At 58.2% G+C, this 25,654-nt stretch carries 25 protein-coding genes; 5 read left to right on the top strand and 20 right to left on the bottom strand.

The genetic code is table 11. The features are described from left to right. The 7 genes from ACZRJ6_RS22030 to ACZRJ6_RS22000 all read right to left on the bottom strand — a co-directional run bounded on the left by ACZRJ6_RS22030 (position 1) and on the right by ACZRJ6_RS22000 (position 8,311). Complete coding sequence (locus ACZRJ6_RS22030; protein ID WP_463970110.1) at positions 1–318, bottom strand: histone-like nucleoid-structuring protein, MvaT/MvaU family; 318 nt, start codon at positions 316–318, stop codon at positions 1–3. 243 nt (positions 319–561) lie between these two features. Beyond that, positions 562–1,578 carry a CNNM domain-containing protein gene (locus tag ACZRJ6_RS22025; protein ID WP_463970086.1) on the bottom strand — a complete coding sequence of 339 codons (1,017 nt, stop codon included), beginning with the start codon at positions 1,576–1,578 and terminating at the stop codon, positions 562–564. Then, positions 1,575–2,951, bottom strand: coding sequence for a hemolysin family protein (locus tag ACZRJ6_RS22020; RefSeq protein WP_463970085.1), 1,377 nt, complete (start codon positions 2,949–2,951; stop codon positions 1,575–1,577). The genes ACZRJ6_RS22025 and ACZRJ6_RS22020 overlap by 4 nt, the downstream gene beginning before the upstream one ends. A gap of 437 nt (positions 2,952–3,388) precedes the next feature. Further along, positions 3,389–5,614 carry a patatin-like phospholipase family protein gene (locus ACZRJ6_RS22015; protein WP_463970084.1) on the bottom strand — a complete coding sequence of 742 codons (2,226 nt, stop codon included), beginning with the start codon at positions 5,612–5,614 and terminating at the stop codon, positions 3,389–3,391. Positions 5,615–5,776: 162 nt separating this feature from the next. Next, complete coding sequence (locus ACZRJ6_RS22010) at positions 5,777–6,394, bottom strand: dTMP kinase (protein WP_463970083.1); 618 nt, start codon at positions 6,392–6,394, stop codon at positions 5,777–5,779. A 133-nt stretch (positions 6,395–6,527) separates the two neighbouring features. Beyond that, entirely contained in the window at positions 6,528–6,659 is a 132-nt protein-coding gene (locus ACZRJ6_RS22005) for a putative transporter small subunit (protein ID WP_218575104.1), read from the bottom strand. Beyond that, positions 6,641–8,311 carry a sodium:solute symporter family protein gene (locus ACZRJ6_RS22000; RefSeq protein WP_463970082.1) on the bottom strand — a complete coding sequence of 557 codons (1,671 nt, stop codon included), beginning with the start codon at positions 8,309–8,311 and terminating at the stop codon, positions 6,641–6,643. Before ACZRJ6_RS22000 ends, ACZRJ6_RS22005 begins: the two co-directional genes overlap by 19 nt. 450 nt (positions 8,312–8,761) lie before the next feature. Between ACZRJ6_RS22000 and ACZRJ6_RS21995 the strand changes: the two genes are divergently transcribed. Further along, positions 8,762–10,024, top strand: a complete 1,263-nt coding sequence (locus tag ACZRJ6_RS21995) for a VWA domain-containing protein (protein WP_463970081.1) — start codon at positions 8,762–8,764, stop codon at positions 10,022–10,024. 72 nt (positions 10,025–10,096) lie between these two features. On the opposite strand, the gene ACZRJ6_RS21990 is transcribed toward ACZRJ6_RS21995, so the two are convergent. From ACZRJ6_RS21990 to ACZRJ6_RS21935, 12 genes are read right to left on the bottom strand one after another with little or no spacing between them, the layout of a single operon-like run. Beyond that, positions 10,097–10,768 carry a hypothetical protein gene (locus ACZRJ6_RS21990; RefSeq protein ID WP_463970080.1) on the bottom strand — a complete coding sequence of 224 codons (672 nt, stop codon included), beginning with the start codon at positions 10,766–10,768 and terminating at the stop codon, positions 10,097–10,099. Next, entirely contained in the window at positions 10,765–11,202 is a 438-nt protein-coding gene (gene gspM, locus ACZRJ6_RS21985; RefSeq protein WP_463970079.1) for a type II secretion system protein GspM, read from the bottom strand. The genes ACZRJ6_RS21990 and gspM overlap by 4 nt, the downstream gene beginning before the upstream one ends. Beyond that, positions 11,199–12,311 (bottom strand): type II secretion system protein GspL, encoded by a 1,113-nt coding sequence (locus ACZRJ6_RS21980; protein WP_463970078.1) that lies wholly within the window; start codon positions 12,309–12,311, stop codon positions 11,199–11,201. The genes gspM and ACZRJ6_RS21980 overlap by 4 nt, the downstream gene beginning before the upstream one ends. 14 nt (positions 12,312–12,325) lie before the next feature. After that, on the bottom strand, positions 12,326–12,916 hold the full coding sequence (locus ACZRJ6_RS21975; protein WP_463970077.1) for a PulJ/GspJ family protein: 591 nt from the start codon (positions 12,914–12,916) through the stop codon (positions 12,326–12,328). Beyond that, the gene (locus tag ACZRJ6_RS21970; protein ID WP_463970076.1) at positions 12,913–13,278 is read right to left on the bottom strand and encodes a type II secretion system protein; all 366 of its coding nucleotides are present in this window, start codon (positions 13,276–13,278) and stop codon (positions 12,913–12,915) included. Before ACZRJ6_RS21970 ends, ACZRJ6_RS21975 begins: the two co-directional genes overlap by 4 nt. Continuing rightward, a complete protein-coding gene (gene gspH, locus ACZRJ6_RS21965) occupies positions 13,275–13,724 on the bottom strand; it encodes a type II secretion system minor pseudopilin GspH (RefSeq protein ID WP_463970075.1) in 450 nt (149 codons plus the stop codon). Before gspH ends, ACZRJ6_RS21970 begins: the two co-directional genes overlap by 4 nt. Positions 13,725–13,726: 2 nt before the next feature. After that, positions 13,727–14,170 carry a type II secretion system major pseudopilin GspG gene (gspG, locus tag ACZRJ6_RS21960; protein WP_463970074.1) on the bottom strand — a complete coding sequence of 148 codons (444 nt, stop codon included), beginning with the start codon at positions 14,168–14,170 and terminating at the stop codon, positions 13,727–13,729. Positions 14,171–14,186: 16 nt separating this feature from the next. Next, positions 14,187–15,389, bottom strand: a complete 1,203-nt coding sequence (gene gspF / locus ACZRJ6_RS21955; RefSeq protein WP_463970073.1) for a type II secretion system inner membrane protein GspF — start codon at positions 15,387–15,389, stop codon at positions 14,187–14,189. Next, the gene (locus ACZRJ6_RS21950) at positions 15,389–16,837 is read right to left on the bottom strand and encodes a GspE/PulE family protein (RefSeq protein WP_463970109.1); all 1,449 of its coding nucleotides are present in this window, start codon (positions 16,835–16,837) and stop codon (positions 15,389–15,391) included. The genes gspF and ACZRJ6_RS21950 overlap by 1 nt, the downstream gene beginning before the upstream one ends. A 5-nt stretch (positions 16,838–16,842) precedes the next feature. Further along, the gene (gspD, locus tag ACZRJ6_RS21945) at positions 16,843–18,783 is read right to left on the bottom strand and encodes a type II secretion system secretin GspD (RefSeq protein ID WP_463970072.1); all 1,941 of its coding nucleotides are present in this window, start codon (positions 18,781–18,783) and stop codon (positions 16,843–16,845) included. 7 nt (positions 18,784–18,790) lie between these two features. Further along, complete coding sequence (locus ACZRJ6_RS21940) at positions 18,791–19,174, bottom strand: pilus assembly protein PilZ (RefSeq protein WP_463970071.1); 384 nt, start codon at positions 19,172–19,174, stop codon at positions 18,791–18,793. Between the two features lie 41 nt (positions 19,175–19,215). Continuing rightward, positions 19,216–20,868 carry a bifunctional UDP-sugar hydrolase/5'-nucleotidase gene (locus tag ACZRJ6_RS21935; RefSeq protein ID WP_463970070.1) on the bottom strand — a complete coding sequence of 551 codons (1,653 nt, stop codon included), beginning with the start codon at positions 20,866–20,868 and terminating at the stop codon, positions 19,216–19,218. Between the two features lie 234 nt (positions 20,869–21,102). On the opposite strand from ACZRJ6_RS21935, the gene ACZRJ6_RS21930 reads away from it, so the two are divergent. Next, the gene (locus tag ACZRJ6_RS21930; protein WP_463970069.1) at positions 21,103–23,139 is read left to right on the top strand and encodes a PhoX family protein; all 2,037 of its coding nucleotides are present in this window, start codon (positions 21,103–21,105) and stop codon (positions 23,137–23,139) included. A gap of 53 nt (positions 23,140–23,192) precedes the next feature. Here the strand turns inward: ACZRJ6_RS21930 and gspK are convergent, their stop codons facing one another. Further along, positions 23,193–24,158: a type II secretion system minor pseudopilin GspK gene (gspK, locus tag ACZRJ6_RS21925; RefSeq protein ID WP_463970068.1), complete on the bottom strand. Its 966-nt coding sequence runs from the start codon at positions 24,156–24,158 to the stop codon at positions 23,193–23,195. A gap of 159 nt (positions 24,159–24,317) precedes the next feature. On the opposite strand from gspK, the gene tatA reads away from it, so the two are divergent. The 3 genes from tatA to tatC are packed head-to-tail and all read left to right on the top strand — an operon-like array spanning position 24,318 to position 25,602. Next, complete coding sequence (gene tatA / locus ACZRJ6_RS21920; protein WP_463970067.1) at positions 24,318–24,536, top strand: twin-arginine translocase TatA/TatE family subunit; 219 nt, start codon at positions 24,318–24,320, stop codon at positions 24,534–24,536. Then, complete coding sequence (gene tatB, locus ACZRJ6_RS21915) at positions 24,536–24,844, top strand: Sec-independent protein translocase protein TatB (protein ID WP_463970066.1); 309 nt, start codon at positions 24,536–24,538, stop codon at positions 24,842–24,844. The genes tatA and tatB overlap by 1 nt, the downstream gene beginning before the upstream one ends. Beyond that, the gene (gene tatC / locus ACZRJ6_RS21910; RefSeq protein ID WP_463970065.1) at positions 24,841–25,602 is read left to right on the top strand and encodes a twin-arginine translocase subunit TatC; all 762 of its coding nucleotides are present in this window, start codon (positions 24,841–24,843) and stop codon (positions 25,600–25,602) included. The genes tatB and tatC overlap by 4 nt, the downstream gene beginning before the upstream one ends. Positions 25,603–25,654: the final 52 nt, after the last annotated feature.

Genomic DNA, 25,654 nt, shown 5'->3' with positions numbered 1-25,654 from the left:
TCACTTGGTTAACCAAGACTCAACGGTAGCGGAGCCATGCTCTGTTTTCCACTCTTTCAGAGTCTTGTGGTTGCCGCCTTTGGTTTCTAAGACTTCGCCGGTATGTGGATTTTTATAAACCTTCAACTGGCGTGGCTTGCGGCTGCCTGCTTTGGACTCGACGGCTGGAGCGCGACGACCTGCTTGTGGATCTAGCAGGTTGATCACGTCCTTAAGGCTATAGCTATATTTTGCGAGCAAATCGCGCAGCTTCGTTTCGAATTCGATTTCTTTCTTGAGGCCCGCATCGCCCTGAATTGCCCCTGATTTTTTAGACACAAATGACTGGCAGCTATGGGTCGTTTTCTGCCTGTCGCGACAGGCCGCAATCGACCCGAAGAAGCCGCTCAGGTTACTCACCCTAGACCCTATGAAACTAGTGAGCAGCTTCAATTCGTGGTCAGCCGCATAGAGTTGTGAGCTTGATCAGCAAACGAAGCTCAGCTGAAAACTGTCTTTCCCAAGCAAGGTGTAACTGCCAAATAGCTACGGGGAAACTCTCAGCATTTATATGTGCGGACGCTAGGCATTAGAGGCAGCAGGGAGTACTCGTTTGAGGATGTCGGCCAGTGTTACAACGCCCAGCAAGCGATCCGCGCTCACGACTAAAGCAAGCTGAGTGCTCGATTTACGCATGCGCGCAAGCGCTTCATAGACGGGAGTTTTCGCGTCAAGCACAAAAGCTTCTCGTGCAAGCTCATGCGCAAACCGAGTCTCTGGCTCAAGCAAGGTGTCGCGTACGTGAACCACCGAGGGTTGTATGCCCTCGGTTCCCAGAACGAGAATGCGCAGGTGCCCAGACTGGATGGCCGCAGTACGGACATCCGCCACCGTCGCATCCCGCGTAACGTGAACCAGCGCCTCCCGCTCGATTAGCAGAGCTTCGACGGGTAGCGTGCCCAGGTCGATCAGGCCTGAAATCTGCTGCTGCATCTGCGGCTGTAGCGTGCCGACCTTCGCCGAATGCTCAACGAGTTGCCTTATGGTCTCAATATCCTGACCACCAACTGCGGCGCTTTCAACTGGCTCAACACCTGAGGCTTTTACGAGACGGTTGGCGATTCGATTCACCCAGCGCAACAGCGGACGTAGCGGCCAGGTATAGATGCGCGAGACGATGCCAATTGCCAGAGCGGATCTTTCCGGGTGTGCAATGGCCCAGGACTTGGGCGCCATCTCACCGACAACCAGGTGCAAGAACGTCACCAGGAAAAGCGCAAAGCCGAAAGCTGCGCCACCAGCAGCCCACTCAGGCAAGCCCCACGCGATGAACACTGGGCCGAGCCATAAGTCGACCGCAGGTTTTGTCACCGCACCTAGGGCAAAAGTACACAGCGTGATACCCAGCTGAGCACCGGCAAGCATCAACGTCAAATCATTCATGCCGCGCAGCGCAGCACGAGCAGACGGACTGTTGACGGCCAGCTCTTCAAGGCGGTGCCGGCGAGCGCCGAGCAACGCGAACTCGATGACAACAAATAAGCCACTCAGCGCGATGAGCGCGACTGTTGCTATCGTGACTATCAGCGGATCATTCATTGGCCTTCCTCCGCCATAGACACTTTGACCAGCCGTACGCGAACTTCAGTCGGAACATGTCGTTCAATACGCAGGACATCAACTTCGAGTCGATATCTCACCGGCTCGTCGGAGACCAGCTCGGCAGCATCGATAGGTAGATCAACGGTGACTGTGTCGCCTTCTCCAGGCAGTGCGCCAAGCTCAGCGATCAGCATACCTGCCACCGTCTCAACATCAACGCGCGGCAGGTCGTGACCAATAATGCGCCTGACTTCGTCGAGGTGAACGTCGCCTTCCATTGTCCAGATGTTTTCCCCTTCAGACACGATGGCATCGCCGACTTCTGCGTCATGCTCATCGGTAATGTCACCGACGATTTCCATGGCGAGATCTTCAATCGTGAGCACCCCAGCGAAACCACCATACTCGTCGATAACACAAGCTAACTGATCGGTTGTTTGAACCAACTGATCAAGAGCATCTGGCAGCAGCATCAGCGTCGGCAGCACCTTGGCAGGTCTCATCAGCGATGCAACGGTCTCATTACTGCTTCCCGTGGAGAGACGTGCAAGCACGTCGGCGAGATGTACAACGCCCACAGGGGCATCATCGTCATCAATCACCGGGTATCGGGTGTGGGCACGCGCCATCAGCCCTCGCAGCTCTTCGAGCGTCGTATCTGGCTCAACCCAGTCAACTTGTGATCTGGGCACCATAGCGTGCTCGACATTGCGTTGCGGGAAGTCGAGGATGCGATCCATCATGAGTGAAAGCTCACGTGGTAGGTCGCCACTGTCGCGCGAGTCAGCGATTATGTGCGGCAGATCGGTAGCCGAGGCGCTCACGTCGAGATCATGAATCGGCTCGATACGCAGTAATTTCAGGAGAAGGTTGGCAGATTTGTCGAAGAAACTGATTAGCCAGCCGAAGGCCGACATATAAAAGAGCGTGGAGCGGGCAAGCCCAAGCGACAGGGGCTCAGGGTTCGCAATGGCAAGATTTTTCGGATAAAGCTCACCCACGATCATTTGGATAATCGTAGCCGCAACTAGGGCTAGACCTGTACCGACGGCCACCCTAGCTTCAACCGGAATACCGGTTCCTGCGAGCAGAACACCTAAAGACTCACCTACCAAGGGCTCCGCGACATAACCAACAAGTAAGCCTGTGACGGTAATGCCAAGCTGGGCACCCGACAGCATAAAGCTTGTGCGGTTCGTGACGGCTAATGCGCGCTTTGCCGACGTATCACCGGCAGCAGCCAATGCTGAGAGCCTGGTACGGTCAACCGCCATGTAGGCAAATTCTTGCGCAACAAAATAGCCATTCACTGCGATGATCGCCAGGATGACCAGGATGCCAAGAATGAGGGTAAGGATAGTTTCGATCATTTGGCGGCACGACCAAATTCAGAATCTGGACAGCGGCTGTGTGTTGCGGGGCTGGGGTCCACGAAGGAGTCCATGCAGATAAGGAATCGAGAGCATACGGGCGTTTGCTCCGTGTCGTCTAGCTAGAGAACCTTTTCCGTTTGTGAATGCCAACTCCAATCAACCTATGGCCTAGGAAATGGAAAAGCGCAGCTGGCTGCCACCAGCACAATCGCATTCATATCACGCAAACATCGTCATGAAATTGAACTGTGACCCGCTACTCGAAGTCGGGCTTCAGCGCATTGAAACTATATGCGGCGCCGTTGCCCATACTTGTCCCGTTCAACTCAAGCTAAGGTACCGCGCTTACAACACTACTGCGGCACATGTGCGCGCGATCCAGGCTTTCTATACCTATGCCAAAAGCCGTGACCTCAATATAGTGCTTCGTTGGATCAGTCGAATGCTGTTTTGTCGCCTCCTGATCCGTAGCACTGCCCTGCACTCCCCGCCTTCGGTGTAAAAAGCAACGACGCATCACCAGCCGGCACCGACTTGATCTTCGATTGGGCTTGGTAGCTCAATTCATCATTGAACAATCGTGAGTGAACGTTACCCTGCCCGTCGAAAAGCGCCGCCACGCGCCCGGTATAGTAAGCAGCCAAATCCCGCATTGCCCCGTACATCCAGGGTGAGGAATCCACGGTCATGGCTACCGTTCCATACTGCGGGAAATGCGGGCATTCATCTTTGGCAATACCTGAGGTCCCCGGCCCATTTTTTCGAATGAATCCATACATCTCGCAAGACGCAGGCGCTGCATTTTTCCACATCGGACTTTTGCTATCTGGGTAGGTCTTGGTGCAAGCAGAAGTGAGGGCTTCTGTGCAGTTCCCCTCAACGCTGGTACAAGCCTTCGCGATAGCTTTCAAAGAGTGAGCAACAGCCTCGCTACCCAGTGCTGGCTTAATAACGAACAGCCGTGCGAAGTACTTCCCTTTCGCTTTCTCGTCAGCGCTCGGCTCAACACAAGCGTCACCGTCAGTTGCGCTATCGACAATGCATCCGAGCAGGACAGGATGGCGCCAGTTATAGATGTCATACCCTACTGTGGGCTTACCCTCCTGAGCACAAAGCTCATCCAAGCCCTCAAGTCCAGGAAGCCGCAACGAGAGTCCTTGCTTACGGATCTGGGTTTTGAGACGGCAGATGTCATGCATGTTGCCGCCGCGATCCTCTGCGTGATCGGAAATAATGATGTTAGGCAACCCGCGTCGTATCAATGCGTAAGCACCCAGGTTCTCGGACTGTCCGCCGTCGGAGAGGTGGATGTAGGTCGACTCCTTCGGCTCCTTGAGACGGTCAACGTAGTAAAGAGGGAACGGCAATGCCATGTGGCCAAAATAGGCGAAGTCCTGCACGTTGGGGTTGCGATAGGAGCTCCCCCAGTTCAGCGTTGACACCTTCATACCCGCAGCGGCGAGATTGCGCCACGGAGGACTCATTTCCCCCTTCTGTTGATCATCAAAGAAGGCCGCGGACGAGACGACCGCCTCCGTAGGCGTAATTCCCTTGAGCTCACCTAGCCGATAACCGTATAGGCCAGATCCATACCCATAAGGGGTGAACTCATAGGAGGTAAAGCGCAAGTCTGATTGTCCCGCGAAATCAAACACAGACCGGTCCTCCCCGGCTGTGGCGTTGATGATCCACATCGGCGCCCCCTTCTCTTCGTACGTTCTCCGAACGTCTGCGAAATTTAGTTCCCGCGCCTCGCCAATATTGCCTTCGCGACGTATTTCACCTTTTTTGAACAGAGGCTTAACACACCCCCCTTCCTCACAAAGCGGTGGACTAGCCCCGTAGGTGCGAGCTATGCCCTTGGCATATGCGCGCTGAGTTGAAGACATATTCCACTGCCAATCGAAAAGCATGTTCGGCACAATGTTGGCGACTGCCGAAGCCACCAACAGAACCGAGTTTTCAACGATTTCATTATTAATGCTGCTATCTTCTTCGGTGGTGTCATAATTGAAGGCGCGGAGGCCAAACATATTGCGTCCAGTACTGAAAAGATCTTGATACGCGCGGATGTAGTTCTGATATCGATATGGATCGTTGAGGTCCTTTGCGCCCGACGCCGAAGGCGGCAAAGAAGGATCATAGTTAGTGAAATTGTTTATCGGACATGGCTTAGGAAACTTGGGCAGCAGCCCCTTTTCTAACAAATTCATGTATCGAGAAGGCAAACAATCTGCAAAAAAAGGGTTCAAGCGTTCAGACTCAAACTTATCGGGTCGTCTAAACTCTTCTCCTGTATCCGCGATCAATCGCGAGTAGTACCAGTAACCCGCGTAGCCTCCCCCAGAAACCGTGGAGAGAATGTCGATGTTTTTCATGAACTCCGAGGTGTGCATTCCTTGAAGGACTCCCATGGCAAAACTCGACGCTTTTGTCCCGCCACCCGCCAACGCGAGGCCTACGTTCGGGGGTCTACTCCTCGCGACAGCCGTTCGTTCGGCGCGAAACAGATGACTTAAATGCGCGGGAACGTAATAGCCATTGTCATTGATCAGCGCACGGTCTCTTTTCAGCGAATCATCTAGCGATGGGGCAGTGGAGCACCCGGAAAGGATGACTGAAGCGTAGAGAGGAACGTAGCAACTGAAGACCTTGAACATTGCTGTATCCACCCTTCCGTGGCGAGAATTCTGAGCATAGTTGAAGTTTTCGACACGCGTTCTGCAGTGGTAAGACTCACCCCAAATCCCCCCTTCGATCCTGCTAACGATCTATATCTACGGCTATCTCAACCGCATCAAGGCCGGCGCAGCGAACTTCGCCTACGGGCATCGAAGGACTCTATAGATCTCAGAAATCACCTGCATCGTTGCGTCTTCAATCGTTCCTTCATTACGGCATAAAAACCAGCCGTGATCTGCAATCGCTCGCTCGAACGCCTGGGTACAAGCAACATGTTCTTCCAGCTTATGGATCACAGTACTGCTCAGCCCACGCTGTCGTGCCGCTGCCCTCGCCCATGAAATATCAGGGGCGGTGACAACCCCGACATGCAGGTCTGGCACTTGCACGTTTCGATCAATATTTAGCTGTAGAATCTCTGCAAACGGGATTATCCGGCGAAACGCGGCATCCGACGGGTACCAGCGATCGATCAAGATGATGCTGCCTGGTGGCTGCTTAGCCAGCACGTGCTGGGAAATCCAGGTACGGCTATCAGCAAAGCGCTCACAAACCCCCAACTCCAAATCCCGGCTGGGATTTCTGACGAGCTTGTTAACGAGGGCCATTGTTTCACCCCTATAGGGATCGCTTTTTTTCTCGCAAAGTCGGATCACCTTTTTGTTGTCTGCCCTCAGTACTTTCGTAACGGCCTCCAACAGTGTGGTTTTGCCGGTTCCCTTGGGCCCATCTAGAGAAATAAACAGCGGACGATTCATTCTTCAAATACCGATTGATGATTGTCAGCTCAGCACGTGGGATCGCTGCTGCATTGGATGCAAAGTGAAGGTTGGAGTGAGGCTGAAATGGGTACGGACAAACACCTATCGCTTGCCCGCACCTCGGATCGGTTTACACCAGGTCAGTGCCTTCACGTTTTGCCTTGCGCATGTCGCGGTACAAGCTGACGCACAAGGTGATCATCACGGCCGCCGCAATGACGGGCCAGATCAATACATACAGGGTTAACGCAAAACCGGACATGGGGAAGCTCCTTTGTTTTCAGTGGCGCCATTGGCGCCGTAGTGGAAGGCCACGACACGTTCGTTGATGCAATCAAAGTCGAAATCTTCGTTGGACATCAAGCTCACCACTACACAAACCACGGTGCTGACGCCGTAGGCAGTGAGTGAGCTGAGCAATACCGTGTAATCACGCAAAAAGCCGAACGCAAACGGCGCCAGAATCAAAAAAGCGAGCCCGCCAAACGTAAACCCGACCTTGCGGCCGAAGAAGCCGAAGGCCATCAAGCCAATCACCACCCCACCACCGATTGATGCAAACAACTCGAAGAACAGTGCCACGGCGCCTTGCAACTCAAGCAGTTCGAAGCGCGCGACGATAAACATCAGAAAACCTGCGACGGCCGCACTGGTAAAGGCGGCATTGGTGATTCGCCCCCAGTACAGACTGGCTATTACCGGAAATACGATAGCGCCCCATAACGCGCCCACGAAGATAAGCATGGTCAGGATGTCCAGCTTGAGGCTGGCGAATACCACGGCGAGCATCGTCGCAACGACCATGGTCAAGCGCCCGACGAACAACATGGTTTTGGGGTTTGGCTTACCTTTGGCCAGGTTCTTGCCATATACATCAGTCATCACCAGTGCGGACAGCGCCGATAAATCCGAATCGGCGGTCGACGACAGCGAGCCGATTACCATGATGAAAAACAGCCCGATTGCAAACGGCGGCAGGTACGTCGAGGCCATTTGCGGGATCAGGTTATTCAAGTCGCCAGCCACCGGTTGCACACCGGCCAGCAAGGCCAGGAAACCCAGCATGCCCAGGCCAATCACAATCGATGCATAACCAATGGTGGCCGTGATAAAGGTCGACTTCATCAAGTCTTCACGCACCGCAAACAATCGCTGGGCAATCGTTTGGTTACCAATGGCGTAAGCCAATACCGCAACAAAATACGGTGCGCCCTGCTCCAGAATGGCGGTTTTCGAATAGAAACTGGCTTGCTCCGCGGAAATGTTCGGCATGCCTTGGGCGAAAAGTTCCGGACCGCCAAGCTGGAAGAAAATAATGGGGATAATCACCACGGCGGCGAAGATCATAGCTATCAGTTGGCCGAAGTCCGTCAGGACTGAAGAGCGAAAGCCTGACCAGATGGTGTAACTCAAAATCCCGAAACCAGCGATCAATACCCCCTGAATAAAGCTCAGCGGGGACAACACGGCAACCAACGCACCAGCAGCGGTAAAGTTGACCATCAAACTGATTATGCTGCCGACGATATTCGAGCCTGCCAGAATCATCTGGCTGGAACGCCCGTGGCGGGCGTGCATGATCTCTGCCAGGGTGTGGGCCTTGGGCGCCAGTGCGCGAAAGCGCCGGCCAAAGGGGTAGATAAACAAAATCATCAACGCCCCCCAAAAGCCGTAATGCAGCGCGCCAGAGATGCCGAACTTGTAGCCGGCGGTGGCTGCCGCGTAGAACGAAGCGGCCCAGATCCAGGTAGCGGTCATGCTGGCAGCCGCCATGCCAAAACCAATAGAGTTATTGGAAACCATATAGCCGTCGACGTTTTCATCCTTGCGACCCACGCGCAACGACACTAAAAAGGTCAAGCCATAGAAACAGAACAGAAGCAGCAAGACGGTGGGGGTGGAAAGTTGGAACATTCCTTTCTCCTTTATGCGCGCCACAGTCATCACAGACGTAATGAAAGACCGAAATCGGCAGGCGCAAAACAACCCGGGGTTCCTGACAGGCAGGTGGCATCGGACAGCGGTCCGCTGGGTTGTCATCGTGAAGGCTGGCAAGAGACGGAACGCAAAGGGCGTTCCAGGTCTAAGGCAAAGCGTGCGCTAGCACGTTGAACCGGTGCTTGCAGCAATGGCCGGCGGCAATGGCCGGAAGATAAGTCCTGCATCAGAGCCCCAGGGCCCTGACACGAACAGACGCGCATTATATAGACTTTGAGCGAGCGTTGCTGAAGGGCACATCCGACGCCCTACCCCGCGGTTATGAACATCTGCCCGTCATCCTGAAAACAGGGATCACGGGCAATGATCAATTATTGGCAAGCTTGTAAGATAAATCCCTTTCATTGACGATCAAAAGGACGTGGCATGCAGATTACCCAAGGGCAACGATTGCCCCTGTCGAGCATCATCCAAGGTGACCAACTGACGCTGTCCATCGCGATCAAGTCCCCCAATGTCATCGACTTCGTATGCTTTGGCCTTGATGCCAGCGGAAAATTGTCTGATGACCGTTACATGACCTTTTTTAATCAGCCTGCTACGCCCTGTAATAGCGTGACCCTGCTGAGCGGTGGCGATTTCAAATTGAACCTTGGGACGCTGCCCGCAACCATTGACCGTTTGGTTTTCACGGCATCGATCGATGGCAATGGCGCGATGAAGGACATCACGGCCAGCTTCTTCGCAATTCACCAGCTTGATGGTCATCAGCGCGCTACGTGCAACTTCTCGGGTGGAGACTTCGCTGGGGAAAAAGCAATCATGGTTGCCGACATCTATCGAAAGGACGGTGTGTGGCGGCTCCAGTCCAACTTGCAAGGCTTCAATGACGGTCTGGATGCCCTGGTTCGCCACTTTGGCGGCGAGGTGGCTGAGCAAACTGCTGCGCCAGCACCAGGAGCCCCGCTCCCCTCATCCTCCAGGATTTCTTTTGAGAAAAAAATTGCTGCAGGTGCGCCTCTCCTGGTGAGCCTGGCCAAGAAAGCGCAGATCAGTCTGGAAAAGGTCAAACTCACGGAGCTGAAAGCGCGCGTGGCACTGGTGCTCGACGCCAGTGGCTCGATGAATGGCCAATACTCCCGAGGGAAAGTTCAAGAAGTCATCAATCGACTACTGCCTCTGGCGGTTGCATTCGACGACGATGGCGCGCTCGACTGCTGGGCGTTCGGGGCCAAGCCCTGCAAGTTGTCTGAAGTGAGCATGGCCAACTACTCGGACTACGTGAACAGCGAGGATGGCGGCTGGAAAAAATGGGGGGTCGGCCAGCGGATCAATGACGAACCCAAGGTTATTCGCCAGGTGATCGACTTCTACGCCAAATCTAGCGACAAGACTCCCGTCTACGTCCTGTTCATCAGCGATGGTGGGATCCATGAAGACCGCGCCATAACGAAGTTGATTACTGAGGCGGCCGCACTTCCCTGCTTCTGGCAGTTCGTGGGTGTCGGAGGGCGGAACTACGGGATCCTTGAGCGGTTAGACGATATGTCCGGAAGGGCCATTGATAACTGCGGTTTCTTCGCACTGGATGACCTGAACGATATCTCTGAAGAGGAACTCTACGACAAGCTGATGGAAGAGTTCCCATCCTGGATCAAGGAAGCGACTGCGAAGGGCATTATTGCTTGAACGTCGCGGCGCTCGATGCGCATGGCAGTATTTTCGACCCAATAAACACATTCAAATAGAAGACGTTGCGCATCAGCGAACGCCCAGTACCTTGCTGAAGCGCTTTTCTCCCGGCGACAGCCAACGACTCTGAACCAACAATGGCGTAAGTGCGGCACCGGGCTCTGCCCAGCCATCGATCTGCAGCCGCTGGCGGCCCACATCGGCTTCGACGTCAAACCGATGCATGCCGTCCAGTTGCAGGTCAGCCCGCAACTTCAATCCGTCCCGGCATTCCAGCTGAATTCGGGTGGCGCCCAGGTTGATCATCCAGGGGGTCAGCAAGGTCAGGTGCGAACCGTTCAATGCCCCTTCACTGCTGCGACAGATTCGACCCGAACCGCTGAGCTGCAATCCACCGTTCCACTGCCCGGCCAGGAGAAAGGCAGCCGTTGGCGTTGCCCTGACCGCTCCCGGCACTAGCTGTGCCTGCCAGTCCCACGGCCAACCGTGGATTGATAAATCCCAGTTGCGCTGTTGAAACGCCACGCTCAGCCGGACTGCCCGTGCCCAGGGCTCAACCTTCCATGCCAACGGTCCCACGGCCCCCAACCGGGTCATCTGGCCGTCCCACAGACTTCCCGAGATTTCGCCTGGTTGCCAGTCTGGCGACCAGGCGAATTGCCGGACGACAAAAGCCGCCGGCAGATTGAGCAGCAGGGTAAGGACAAATACCAGCGTGCCCCAGACCATCGTGCGAATCATGGCGACCCCGTCGTACCAGCGACATCCAGGCTAAAAACATAACTTTGGGCGCCGCGCTTAAGGCTCCAGCGCAGCGGTCGACCACCCTGTTCCTGCAACGTACGCATCAACTGTGTCAGGGCCTGTGGTCGAGGCAGTTCGCCTTGCACCCGCCATACATCGCCCTGACGCTCGACCTGCGTCAGGACCAATTGACCCGTCACCGCCAGCGCCTGCCATTGCTCGTTGGAAAACACCACCGCTGGCGTCAGGTTTTGTACCTGTCGGGCCAGTGTCTGCCACTGGCGCGCATCCTGCCAGACAGCCCGCAGCGGCCGCGACAACAAGACCAGAGCCAGCATCAGAACCAGCACCCCACCGGCCAGCAGACAGTAGCGACGAATGGGTGGCAGCTCTTCGAAGCTGGCAATACTTTGACGTAACTGTTGTTTCATGGTTGCTCCCCCAGATCGAATACCGCCCCCTGCGGCTCGACCCGCAGCTCGGCGCCAACACTGAGGGCAATGGCTTGCCAATGTTGCGCGGGCAGAGGCCCTGGACCGCTGAGGCCCAGGGTCCACAAGCGACCATCGAAATCATTACTCGACACCGACCAGCCGGGCTCGCGCGCCAACCACTCGGAAACGGCCTGTTCCAGCATGACCACCTGCTGCTGACGTACACGCCAGTCGTCCTCGCGGCTCTTCAGTCGTGCTAAGGCTCCGCGGGCCTGCTCGATGGTTCTGCCGGGGCCCGCGACCGTCGCAACTTGCGCCTTCCAAACCTCAAGTTGCTGCCAGGTCTGCAACAGATACACCCCGCCCCAACTGACCACCAACAATGCGCACCCACCGAGTAACCGGCGTTGCAAGCGGGTCAGCGACGGGTATCGCAGGCTCCCTGACCGAGCGGGTCGCGGGCAGTCCAGCACGCTGGGTAAGTGCCCCAGCGGGGCCAGTCGTGAAGGCCAGGCCCCTTCGATATGCTCGGCAGGAACCTCGCGCCAGGCCGGGGGTAAGATCTGACCCAGGACGTCTGGCCACACGAGCCATTTGCGGGGTTGGGCACCACCACCCATTTTCAGACAGACCATCTGCTCACGCTGCCAACGCACGGCCTGTCCGGCTTCGGGCTGCGGCAACAACTGCATCTCGGCCCAGCCGTGGGTGATCAACAAGCCCAATTCGGCACACTCAGCCAGCCAGCGCTCGACCTTTTCGCGTTGCATCACCAGCAATTCGAGATGCCCGGTTTCGCGGGACAGGCAACTCACCAGCAAGCTCTCGACGGGCTGCTGTACATACTCTTCGAACAATTGCGGCCATTCATGACGCTTGAGCCCGGGCGGTGCGGGCAAGCAGAAATGACTGCAATGCAACGCCGGAATGATCAATGCCGTGGGCAGATGCAGGCAGTCAGCCGGTGGCGGCCATGTGCCGCTCTGGCGTACCTGCTGCGCCGAGTAATGCAGCCATTGCCACGCCGCTTCGGGCATTGTCGACGGACGCACCAGCAACCACTCCCGCGACGGTAAGCGTGACCGCGACATCAGGCGCTCAAACATCCCTGGGCTCCGACTCATGGCTGCGTATCGGGTAAGGAAAAGGTACAGACATAAGGGGCTCCATGACGCGCGAACTCAAGTCGCACGCCTCGATTGGGCTGAGCGGCGACGGTGGAAGGAAACGCTAGCCAGCGCGTCCCCTGGTAGAAGCTGAAACGGGCCTGCTCGACTCCGTCCAGAGACTCGCGCAGCTCCCAGCGTGGGACATCTGCGGCATACAGATCAGCCGAGACCCACAGGTCCAGGCGCCGATCCCGAGCATCGAACGCCAGGCGCTGACGTTGCACTCGCGACGGCGATTCGGCGGACGGCCACGCTGCCAGCGCGACCCATTGCAGTTGTCCGGGAGAGGGTTGCCAATCGAACCAGGCAAAGTCCTGCGGCAAGCGCCGCTCATACAACTGACGCAAAACCAGACCGTCGAAACGACGTTCCAGGAATAGGCAAAACTCCAATACAGTCGATTCGTTTCCCGAATCCTGCAAGCGCTCACGGACCGTCGCCCAGCCATTGACCAGCGACGCCAACAACACGCCCAGCACCGCCGTCAGTGCCATCGCCACCAGCAACTCAATCAGGGTCAGGCCCTGCTGCGCGCGCTTCAAGGCCGCACCAGAAACAGACTAAAATTACCCAACGGTTCGCGACGCTCAGGGTCAGCGAACAACGCCAGTTCGCCTCGGCGCAAGCGATTGACCCCGGTGTTGCCTAGCTCTAACTGCCAGTGACAGGTGGCCTGGCCCTGGCGCAGTTCACCGCGGACCTGATTGATCGCTGGCCAGTAACGCTCAACGCCAAAGCGGACCTCCAGCTCTCGCGCGCACAAATTGCCGAGTTGGTGGTGCTGAACCGCCTGATGCACGGCGATACGTTGGCGCAACATCTGGCTAAGCATAACCGCCATCAGCGCCGCAATGCCCAGGGCGACGGTCACTTCCAGTAAGGTGAAACCACGTTGACGTTTCATGGCGGGCTCGTGATTTCCAGGGAGTTATCGGCACGCCATTGCCAACGCTGGCTACCTTGCGACCAGTGCCAGGTCAGCGACACCGGCCCGGCCAACCCCGAGGGCGTGAACACCACCTGTGGTTCGCGGGTCACCGGCCAATCCGCCTGCAACTGTGGCGGCCATGGCACAGACCGCCATGGCTCAACCTGCCACACCGACTGACCGTTGATCACTTGCAAACGGACGAGTTCAGGCGTTCGGCCATTCCAGCGCAGCCCCAGCAACTGCCCGCCATGACGGGCCTGTGCGGCCTGAATCCGGACCTCACTGGCCAGTTGCTCGAGGGCCTGGCGTAATGGCGCTTGACCACCGTCAAGCCGGGCTACTACCAGCGTGCTGAACAGACCTACGATCAACACCACCACCAGCATTTCCAGAAGCGAAAAACCTTGTGAACGCACCATGCCTAGAGATTCCAGTTACCGATGTCGGCGTCGGTGCCTTCGCCACCCTCCTGCCCGTCGGCCCCCAGGGAATAGATGTCGACGCGCCCATTCTGGCCCGGCGTACGGTAACGGTAGTCATTGCCCCAAGGGTCTTGCGGCAAGCGCCGAATGTAACCGTCAGCCCGCCAGCTACGTGGCAGCGGGTCGACCTGCGGCTTGCTGGTCAGCGCTGGCAAACCTTGTTCTGAACTGGGGAAGCGCAGATTGTCGAGACGGTACATGTCCAAGGCCTGCTCCAGGGAAGACAGGTCGGCCAGGACTTTCTGGCGCATAGCCTTGTCCTGGCTCCCCAGTACGCTGGGAGCGACGACAGCGATCAGCAGGCCGATGATGAAAATCACCACCATGATTTCCATCAGGGTGAAACCGCGCTGACGACGCTTGAGCATTGGGTTATCGGGCATGGCATAGGTCTCCATTTCAGAAAGTAAGTCCCTGGTTGAGCTGCATGATCGGCAGCAGCACTGCCAGCACGATGAACAGCACCACGGCGCCCATCACTAGAATCATCAAGGGTTCGAACAATGCCATGAGCATGTCAACCTGGCGTACGAAGCCGCTCTCCTGGTTGTCCGCGACCCGTTCAAGCATGTCCGCTAAGGTGCCGCTGGCCTCGCCACTGGCGACCATATTCAACAGCATGGGTGGAAAGTGCCCCGTCGCGCTGAGAGCCCGGTGCAGGGTTACGCCACCCTCCACCTGCTCGCTTACAGATTCCAGGGCCTGGTGGATCTGGCGATTGCCCACCGTGGCGGTGGCGACCTGCAGCGATTCGAGCAACGGCACACCACTGCCCAGCAAAATTGCCAGGCTGCGCGACACCCGTGCGCTCTCCAGCACCGACAACAGCAAGCCGATCTTCGGTAGACGCAACGCCAGCCCGTCCCGCCGCAAGCGCCACAGCGGCTTGCGCAGCAACAGGCCGGCGCCAGTGCCGAGCAGCAGCCCCAGGCCCAACAGCCAAGGACCGAACATCACCAGGGCCTCGCTGGTGCCGATCAATAGCCGAGTGATTAACGGCAAGCTCTGCCCGGTATGGCTGAATTGCTCGGTCAACTTGGGCACCACAAAGGTCATCAGGCCGATCACCACGGCCATCGACACTAGGATCAGCACACAGGGATAAATCAACGCGGTACGGGCCTTGTGGCGTTGCCGCTGGACTTGTTCCAGGTGTTCGGCCAGGCGTTCGAGCACCGGGGCGAGTTTGCCGGAGCGCTCCCCGGCCTCCACCAGTGCGCAGTACAGCGTGTTGAACTGCCCGCCCTGGCGACGCAGGCTTTGAGCCAGGCTGAGACCCTCACCCAGAGCACCGCGTACGGCGACTAACAAGTTGCGAATCGCCGGCTCCGTAAGCTGCCGTTCGAGGGTTGCCAGGGCGTCTACCAAGGGAATGCCGGCACTCAACAATGTGGCCAGTTGGCGGGTCAACTCACACAGCTGCCCATGATTCAAACGCTGGCCGCGTCCGCTGGGCGACGTCCCGCACTGCTCCTGTAGGTCGCGGGCGAACAGGCCCTGCTCGCGCAGCAACTGGCGGGCATGGCGTTCACTTTCTGCCTGAATGCTGGCATTGCGCCGACGGCCGGCCAAGTCCAGTGCCTGGTAGCGATAAGTCGGCATCAGTCACGTACCGCCCGCAGCACTTGCTCAAGGCTGGTTTCGCCTCGGCGCAGGCACTCGGTGGCCATGGCACTGAGACTTTGACGCTTGTCCGCCAGGTACTCATGCATAGCCGCCTCCGTTGCGCCTTCGTACAACAAGCTGATCAGCCCGGCATCCAGGGTGATGAACTCATAGAGCCCGATGCGCCCGTTGTAGCCGCTGCCCTGACAGTCTTCGCAGCCCTGGGCATGAAAGCTCTGGCTGAGAGTGGCCAGCTCCGGCCACAGTTGATGCTCGGCGGCCTGCAAGGGTTGCGGCTGTGCGCAATGACACAGGCGTCGGACCAGCCGCTGAGCCATGACGCCCTTGAGGCTGGAAGCGATCAGGAACGGTTCGATACCCATATCACGCAGCCGCGTGACCGCGCCCACCGCACTGTTGGTGTGCAACGTCGAGAGCACCAGGTGCCCGGTCAAACTCGCCTGCACGGCGATCTGTGCAGTTTCGCGGTCGCGGATTTCGCCGAGCATGATCACGTCCGGGTCCTGGCGCAGGATGGCGCGCAAACCACTGGCGAAAGTCATGCCGGCCCGTGGATTTATCGCCGTCTGGCCGATGCCGGTGATCGCGTACTCCACCGGATCTTCGACGGTGAGAATGTTGCACGAACCATCATTGAGCGTATTGAGGCTGGCGTAGAGCGTGGTGGTCTTGCCGGACCCCGTCGGCCCAGTGCTCAGCAGGATACCGTTGGGTCGCGACAGGCACGCACGCAGCGCCTGTTCGACTGAGGCAGGCATGCCCAGGTTGGCGAGATTCAGCAGGTTCGCCTGTTTGTCCAGCACCCGCATCACCACTCGTTCACCATAAATGCCCGGCAGGGTTGAGACCCGCACATCCACTTCGCGTGCGCCCGAGCGCAGGGTGATGCGACCATCCTGTGGCTGGCGCTTTTCGGCGATATCCAGGCGTGCCATGACTTTGATCCGCGACACCAGCATCGCCGACAACGCCCGTGGTGGCCGCAGAACTTCACGCAGCTGGCCGTCGACCCGCAAGCGCACCACCAGACTTTGCTCGAAGGTTTCGATGTGAATGTCCGAGGCCCGCAGACGTAAGGCCTCGCCAAACAGGCCGTTGATCAAACGAATCACCGGCGCTTCGTTATCACTCTCCAACAAATCCTCGATGCGCGGCAATTCGCTGATCAGGCTGTCGAGATCAACTTGCTCGCCGATCCCCTCGATCAAGGCCGCAGTAGCCGACTCACCGGCCTGGTACAGCCCACCCAGACGCAGTTCGAACTGAACTGCGTCGAGGTGTTCGACCGCCGATGGCTCACCGTGAACCCGCAGAACCTCCTGCAAGGCTGCGGTATCAACATCCTCGCGCAGCAACAACACCCATGCTTCAACACCAGGCACCCGCGCGAGCCCGGCCTGCCGCGCCAGGCGATAGGGTAACAACGTACTCACCATGCGCCACCGTCCAGACGTTCGCGGCTGGGCGGGAACAACTGCAGCAGCGTGTTGCTGTCGGAAATTGCCGGTAATGCCAGCTTCGAATGAGCCTTTAAGTTGCGGTACTTTTCGCTACTCAGCTGCGCCAGTGTCTCGCCGTCACGCATGATGCGCGGGCGGATGAACACCATCAGGTTCTGCTTGGTGCGCTCACCGGAGGTAGAACGGAACAACCGTCCAATGACTGGAAGATCGCCGAGCCAGGGTACACGGTGGTCACCGGACCTGGACTCTTCGCCGATCAGCCCGCCAAGTATCACCAGCCCGTTGTCTTCGACCATGACTTTGGTCCTGATCTCACGCTTGTTGGTGATCACATCACTGGCTGAGGTGTTGTCGGCAATCGATGACACTTCCTGGACGATGTCCAGGCGTACGGTGTTATCAATATTGATCTGCGGCTTGATCCGCAACTTGATCCCGACCTCCTTGCGCTCGATGGTCTGGTACGGGTTGGCGTTGTCCACGGTCACCGAGCCCGTAACAAAGGGCACTTCCTGACCGACCAGGATCGACGCCTCGGCGTTGTCCAGGGTTAGCAAGGTTGGTGTCGACAGCAGATTGAAGCCGCTTTCGCTTTTCAGCGCGTTGAGCAGCGCCATGAAGTTCAGCCCACCACCGCTCAGGTTGCCGATACCCGCCGTTATGCCGGGTACATCGGCCAGCAACTTGCCGAGCCCGGCAATGTCATTGTTTGCTACCGCCGCCGCGACGCCAGTGACACTGGCACCGCTGCCCGGAAAGTTGATGGCGCCACCGCCGATCTTGTCACCCATGAACATCCATTGCACGCCCAGCTCCTGGGCGCGGGTATCGGATATTTCCGCAATGATCGCCTCGACCACCACTTGGGCGCGGCGGATATCCAGTTGATCAACAATCGCGCGATAAGCCGCGATTTCACTGTCGGGTCCGATCATCACCACCGCGTTAGTGCCCTCCTCATACTCCATGCGGATACCCGAGGAGTTGACCGGCAGCGACTTGCTTTCGCCCTCTCCGGCAGGTGCACCGGCTGGCGTATTCTGGCTCAGGCCACGCAGGACCTTGACCACTTCCGCAGCATTGGCATGGCGCAGGTAGATCACCACGGTGTTGGAGCTGCGCAGCGAATCCTGCGGCTGATCCAGTTGTTTGAGGAGTGTGCGTACCCGTTCGCGGCTATCGGCACTGCCACGCACCAGCAACGCGTTGCTGCGCGGGTCGGCGATCACCTGGGCGCTGTCGGCCCCCTGTTCGCGGGCCAGCAGGCGGGTTATCAGCTGTGCGGTGTCATTGGCACTGGCGTTTTTCAACGCCAGCACTTCCAGCGGCTCCTGGCTGACCTGATCAAGTTGCAACAGCAGACTGTCGATGCGGTCCAGATTGCTGCGCCAGTCGGTGATCACCAGCAGATTCGCTGAGGGATAAGGTGTGATCACTCCTACCCGGGGATCGATCAGTGGTTTGAGAATGTTGAGCATCTGCTCGCTGGCCGCATTACGCACACTGAAGACCCGCGTGGCCATGCCATCGTTGCCTGCACCATCCTGACGCGAGGATTCCACAGGCACCGGCTCAAGGCGCGCGACTTGATCCGGAACGATTTTCACGCTGCCATTGGGCAGGTCGACCGCGGCGAACCCTTGGGCACGCAGTTGGGCCAGAAAAATGTCGTAGATTTCTTCGCTACCGAGCATTTCGATACTGCGCACGGTGACCTTGCCCTTGACCCGCGGATCAACGATGAAGGTAGTGCTAGTAATACGCGAGACACTCTCGATGAACTCGGTCAGCTCGGTATCGATGAAGTTCACCTCATACAACGGCTGCTCGTCTTCGGCGCTGGCCGAGGTGAAGCTCAGTGTCAGGCACAATGCCGTCAGTCCCAGGCATTTTCTGATCAATTGCATAGTGTCTTCATTCCTGGCGCTTGAGGCCGATCACCGGCCGTTGCGACGGCCACGGCAATCGCTCGCGCTGTCCGTGATTGTCAAAAATCAGCCCGTGCCTATCCATGTCCTGCAACACGATGCCGGGGGCCAGACGCTGACCCAGGGTCAACGTCTGCTCTTGTTGTTCGTAGCGCAGTACCACCACTGTGGCGCGTACCTGGTGGGCTTTTAGCCCGCCGAGGTAGTCGATCTTCAGTGTGGTCAACGGAAGTTCGTCGCTGGGCGCCTTGCGCACCGTCCAATGACTGCTCAATAGGTCAGGGACCGGTGCCGGGGGCGCAGGATCGGGCACCGTTTGCGCAGCGCCGTGCCAGATCAGCAACACACAACGTGCCGCCAGCCAAGCCATCAGGGTCACCAACGCGAGAGTGATCAGCCCGCCACTCCTGCTCAACCGACCACACTCAACGGATGCCAACCAGGATGCCCCTGCACATAACGCACGTCGGGCAGTTGCAAGGGGGCCAACTGCCATCCGGCCGGCCGCTCACGCAACCAGCCTTCGAGGTGTTGCCAGAGTGGCTGCCCCGCGTCGGCGGCAAAACCCAGGCCGAAGGTGCGGCAGGTTCCGACGGGGTCACTGAATTCGCTAATGCGCTTGCCGCTGGGGCTGTACATGACTTTCCAGGGCTGCCCGAACCAGCGCGGCAGATCCTGGCTGTTGTCGAGCAACAACGGCTCGCCGAACAGTTGTTCGGCACCGTTCTCCAGTACCTGCCGGACCTGACTAGCCGGCACGTCGACCACCGGCGCCGGATAGCTGGCGGTTAAGCTGATCAGGTGTTCACGGGTGATCGTCTGGCCGCGCAACAACGGGCTGTCATAACGCAAGCCGGGTAACAGCACCGCGCTGTCGGGCTGTTGGGCCAGGGCCTGGTGCAACAGGCGATCCCAACTGCCACCACGCACGTCGCGCCGCCAGAGATTTTCCGGTGCCTGCGCCAATGGTTGGTCCAGCCAGGCGGCATGAGCAGCACGCTGTTGTTGCAGACGTTGCTGCAGACGCTGAGCGTGCACTTGACCGGAAGTGTCCAGGGCGCTGCTCAGCGCCGGATAAAAACGCGCATTAAAGCGCCACTGTCCGGCCACTGCCTGGCAGCGAATCTGAAACGCTCCGCTCGCCCGTGTTCCGGGGAAAATCACCGGAACTCGTTTGCCCGATGCTTGCAGGGCCTCTACCGGCTGTGGCCACAGATCCTGGCCGCGAGCACAGAGCATCAAGTCGATTTCAGGCAACCGTTCGGCCAGCCAGAAGCCTGGGCCAGTGCCGACGTCAGCCAGGGCGATCACCAACTCGGCATCCTTCCTTGCCTGGGTCAAGGCCGGCTGCAGGCTTTGCCGCCAGAGCTTCAGGCTTGCCTGTTGATCACGGGCATAAGGGTCGGTAATCCCCACCACCGCGATGCGAATGTTACCGCGACGAAAGAACGTCACTGCGGGGGTGATCAACTCTTGCGCGGTCTTTACTGCCAGCCCACCCCCCAGTACTGGGTGACCGAATTGGCGGTAAAGCCCTTGGCATTGATCTGGCCAGAGCAAGCGCTCATCGCTGCTGACCCGCACTTCGGTGCCCAATAGCTCGCTGCCCTGAACGCCGGAGAGTCCGCGGGTCAGGTAGGCCAGGCCGCTGCCGTTCCAACACTGACCGTTTTCCAGGGTGAGGCTATTGTCTGGACCCGCCTGCTCGCGCAAGCGTTGCAGCAATGCGCCGAGCACGGCATAACCGCCGGTCTCGATACCGTCATTCATACGGGCATCGAGCAGACCGTCGAGGCTGCTGCCATCAACTTGGCGAAAGCGGGCATTGTCACCGGTAATCCACGGCGCCTGGCCGATCCGCGTAGCAGGCCCCAGGCGTGTCGCCGGGACTACCGGGCGACCGGGTAGTCGCGCATCCAGGGTATCGGCGACATACAACAGGTCGAGCGGCTGACTATTCGTCGGGGCGCCTGTGGACGACAGGCTTGAGCAGCCTGACAGCCACGGTGCCAATGCCCCTGCAGTCATCCATCCCAACACGTTGCGCCGTGCCATTAAATCCATTTTGGTCTTGCCCCTCAGACTAACTCTTCACAGGGGCGGCATAGTGGAGCGCAATTAATGACAGTTTGATGGCGTTTTTTTAACAGCACTGAAATATGCCAGCCTGTAACAAAAAGAAATATTAATTAGGGTTTAAATTCCTTTTTTAACAAAACCGCCAAAGAATCATCACACTTCGCTTTTACAGTCCCGGTTCCTTTCACAACCAATCGTACATAAAAAGGACCTGATGAGATGAGTCGAGACACCGGCGATAACCAGAACCGCAACCTGAGCGCCAACGAGCCGATGGAGTCGGTACTCAGTACTTTCCTGAGCCGTCGCAGTGTCGTCCGCGGAGGTCTCGGTGCGGCCATTGCCATGATTGCCGGTACCGGCCTGACAGGCTGCTTCGACAGCGATGACGACAGCAATAGCGACCCAGTCAAACCTGTCGACCCGACGCCTACCCTGAAGCTGGGCTTCAATTCGATCCCGGGTTCGCGCACTGACGCGTGTACTGTCGCGGCCGGTTACAGCGCCTACGTACTGGCACCATGGGGTACGCCACTGAACAACAGCGCCAACGCCTGGAAAAACGACGGCACCAACACCTCCGAAGACCAGGCCAACTCGATGGGCATGCACCACGACGGCATGCACTTCTTTCCTATCAACGGCAGTTCCACCGATGGTCTGATCGCCATCAACTTTGAATACATCGACCCGAGTTCCCTACACCCCGCCGGCCCCACCATCCCAGGTGGCGTTCGGCCAGCCGAAGAGGTACGCAAGGAAATCAACGCCCACGGCGCTGGCGTGATGCGCGTCAGTGTCATCAATGGTCGCTGGCAGGTGGTCGAGAACGATCCCCTGAACCGTCGCTTCACCAGTGCCACAGTCATGGACCTGTCCGGCCCGCTCAAAGGCACCGAGCATGTCAAGACCAAGTTCTCTACAACCGGCACCCAGACCCGCGGCACCAACAACAATTGCGGCAACGGCTACACCCCGTGGGGCACCTACCTGACCTGCGAGGAAAACTGGCCAGGGATTTTCGTCAACAAAAGCGGTGCGCTGCCAGCAGACCAGGTGCGGATCGGTGTCGCCACCACCAAAGGCAACTACAGCTGGGAGACAGCCGCTGGCCACTCAAGCGAGGTGAATGATGAGTTTTCCCGCTTCAACATCACTCCAGGTCCCACGCTCACAGCAATTGACGACTACCGCAACGAAGCCAGCACCTATGGCTATATCGTCGAGATCGACCCCTACAACGCCAGTACCCGCGCCGTAAAACGTACCGCCTTGGGCCGTTTTCGTCACGAAGGCTGCTGGCCGGGCCTGACCACTGCCGGCAAACCGGTGGTGTTCTACAGCGGCGACGACTCTCAAAACGAATACCTGTACAAGTTCGTCTCGACTGCACTGTGGGATCCGGCCGATGCTAACCCCAGCGATCGTCTGGCCACCGGCGCCAAGTACATGGACAGCGGCAAGCTTTATGTCGCCCGCTTCAACGCCGATGGCAGCGGTAACTGGTTGCTGCTCGACGTCGCCACCGCCACCACCAACGGCAGCACGTTGGGTGCAAAATTCACCGACCTGCCGGGAATCATCCTCAACACCCGCGGTGCCGCCGACGCCCTCGGCGCGACACCGATGGACCGCCCGGAATGGACTTCGGTCAACCCGCTCAACGGTGACGTCTACCTGACACTGACCAACAACACCAGCCGAACCGTCGCCAACGCCGCCAACCCGCGGGTCAAAAACAAGCATGGGCACATCATCCGCTGGCATGACGCCGATGATCATGTGTCGTTCACCTGGGACATTTTCGTCTTCGGTGCCAACGCCGCCGGCGCACCAGATCTCAACCGTTCAGGCCTGACCGAACTGAACCAGTTCGCCAGCCCCGACGGCATGACATTCGACAGCCGAGGCATCATGTGGATTCAGACCGACAATGGCGAGAAAACCATCACCGACTACACCAACGACCAAATGCTCGCGGTGATTCCGACTAACCTGCTCGACGCTCAGGGCAAACAGCTACCGATCAGTGCTCAGAACCAGAGCGATCTGCGCCGTTTCTTCGTTGGGCCCAATGGTGCTGAAGTGACCGGAGTGACCTTCACCCCAGACAACAAGACGGTGTTCATCAACATTCAACACCCGGAAAACTGGCCGTCGAACGACGTGGCCACCGACGTGACAATTGGCACCGTGCGCCCACGATCTTCGACGGTGGTGATCCAGCGTAATGATGGTGGTGAACTGGCAGTCTAAGGATTGACGCTCAAGCAGCAGATGCCCCGAACTTTTCGGGGCTTTTCAGTTGACTACAACGGCAAAGGCTCGCGGGAACGCACCAACATCGCCTGGGCCGGAACTTGGCTATGCCACTTCACCACGCCTTGCGCCTCGACCCGGTACTGGCTGCGAAACACCTGACCATCCAGATCAATCTCCAGTTGCAACAGGAAATGATCGCCATTGAGCTGTAATCGCTCACTCAACCGCTCGAAAGTCTGGTCATCCACCGCGCCCAAGGCTTGGCGCAAATCACTGGCATCTCGATAACCGCTGGCCGGGCGGCCGCTGACCAGACGCGTCAGTAACGAGCGTGATACCTCTCCTTCATACAGCGCGTCCAACAGCGGCAGTGCCTCCAGGCCAAGCACATTGACGTTAAGGCGCCAGCCAGATGTTTGCGCTACGGTGCAGAGTGCCGGGTTGCGTTGGGCCCTGCCAGCATCGATAGGCAACAGCAGATTCATTTCACTGATGTCGCGCATTAACTGGTTGGCCGCCAGGCGCGGCGGCTTTTGCCGCAGGTACTCGTTGCTTTCCGCGCCTTGCTGACGCGTCTGTTGATCAGTGTCGAGCCAGTCAGTCAGGGTCTGCGTCAATTGTTCGGCCGCCATGTCAGCACCGAGTAAATGCACCAGTTGGCGTTGAGCACGTTCAGCTTCAGCTCCGACCAAAGCGTTAACGTTGAAACAAGTGTGTAGATCGCGAATGCGGATGCTTGCCTTGCCGCCTCTGAAGTCGTAATTCAGCGGCTGCCCACGCATCGCTTGCCAGAACAACGGGCTGAGCCGCCACAGCGGGTCCTTGAGGGCCTGTTCGGTGAAGGCCAGCGCAGCACGCTCTATCGCCCGCGCCTGCACCCGTTGTTGCACGAGCCGCACGCTGTCGACCTGCTGGCGTCCTTGCTGAACCATCCAAGCCATGCCGCCCGCCAGCATCGCCAGAGCCATCAGCACCATCAACAGTGCTGCCCCCTGTTGCCGATTTTTATTCATGTAATCCGCCATACCCTCGAAGCCAGACGACAGTCAACACCAGCGATGTTTCAAGCAAGTGGCAGGCCCACACAAATCCCCTCCAACCGTCACCGCCGCGTCACAAATCCTGGGCAAGATGGGCCTTTATATGTCGACTCAATGGCTTGGAGCGTTTACATGGGCGGTATCGGAATTTGGCAATTGGTGATCGTGCTATTGATCGTGATGATGCTGTTTGGAACCAAACGGCTGAAAGGGCTAGGCTCGGATGTCGGCGAGGCAATCAAGGGCTTCCGCTCCTCAATGGGCAACGACCCTGCAACCCCGAAAGAAGCGGCACAAAATAGCCTGGCCCCTGACACGGCACATACCCAGCCCACGCAAAACAAATCCTGATGTTCGATATCGGCTTCAGTGAGCTGCTGCTGATCAGTCTCGTTGCACTCCTGGTGCTTGGCCCTGAACGCCTGCCGGTCGCCGCGCGCAACGCTGGCCGGTGGATAGGCCAGGCGAAACGGGCAATGAACTCGATCAAAACACAAATGGTCCAGGAACTGGATGCCGAACAACTGCGGCAAGAGTTCGACAGCCAACCACTGCGTCAACTCGAACAGTGTCTGCGTGAGGGCATCCAACTTGAGCCCACTGTGGCGGCGAACACCGACACCCCTGCACTTGCAGCCCCTGGACACTCCACACCATGAGCGAAACGCCCTCCTCTGACCGACCTCAATCGGTAATCGGCCTACTTACCCAATTGCGCTCGCGCCTGCTGCGCTGCGTACTCGCCATTGCCCTGGTGTTCGCCACACTGTTTCCGTTTTCCCAGACGCTCTACACCTTCGTCTCCGATCCGCTGCGCGACTATCTCCCCGAAGGCGCGACAATGATCGCTACCGGCGTGACCTCCCCATTCCTCGCACCGCTCAAGCTGACCTTGATGATTGCCTTGTTTATCAGCATGCCAGCGCTGCTGCATCAGGTCTGGGGCATGATCGCGCCGGCGGTTTATCGCCAGCAACGGCGGATCGGCGCATGGCTGCTGAGCGCCAGTGTCATGTTGTTTTATGGCGGCATGGCCTTCGCGTTTTTCCTGGTCTTCCCGATGATGTTCAGCTTCTTCACCAGCGTCACACCCGACGGCGTCGCAATGATGACCGACATCGGCCTGTACCTGGACTTCATCCTTGCGCTGCTATTGGCGTTCGGCCTGGCGTTCCAGATCCCGGTCGCCACTTTCCTTTTGGTCTGGGCCAAGGTGACAGACGTGCAGACCCTGAGAAAGAGCCGTCCGTACGTGATCGTCGGCTGCTTTGTCGTCGGTATGCTACTGACTCCTCCTGACGTGTTCTCGCAGACCATGCTGGCGGTGCCAATGTGGGTGCTGTTCGAACTGGGATTGCTGGCCAGCGGCTCGGTTGCTGGACGTCAAGGGCGCTCGCTGGCGCAAAAAGTGGCATAGCGAGACCGCTGACGCGACAACTAACTTGAAAAACGCCGGGGCTGAGTTCAGG

This window comes from Pseudomonas sp. C321 (assembly GCF_055407105.1).
Note: the sequence above shows the minus strand (reverse complement) of the source record. Positions and strands in the feature narration are given on the sequence as shown.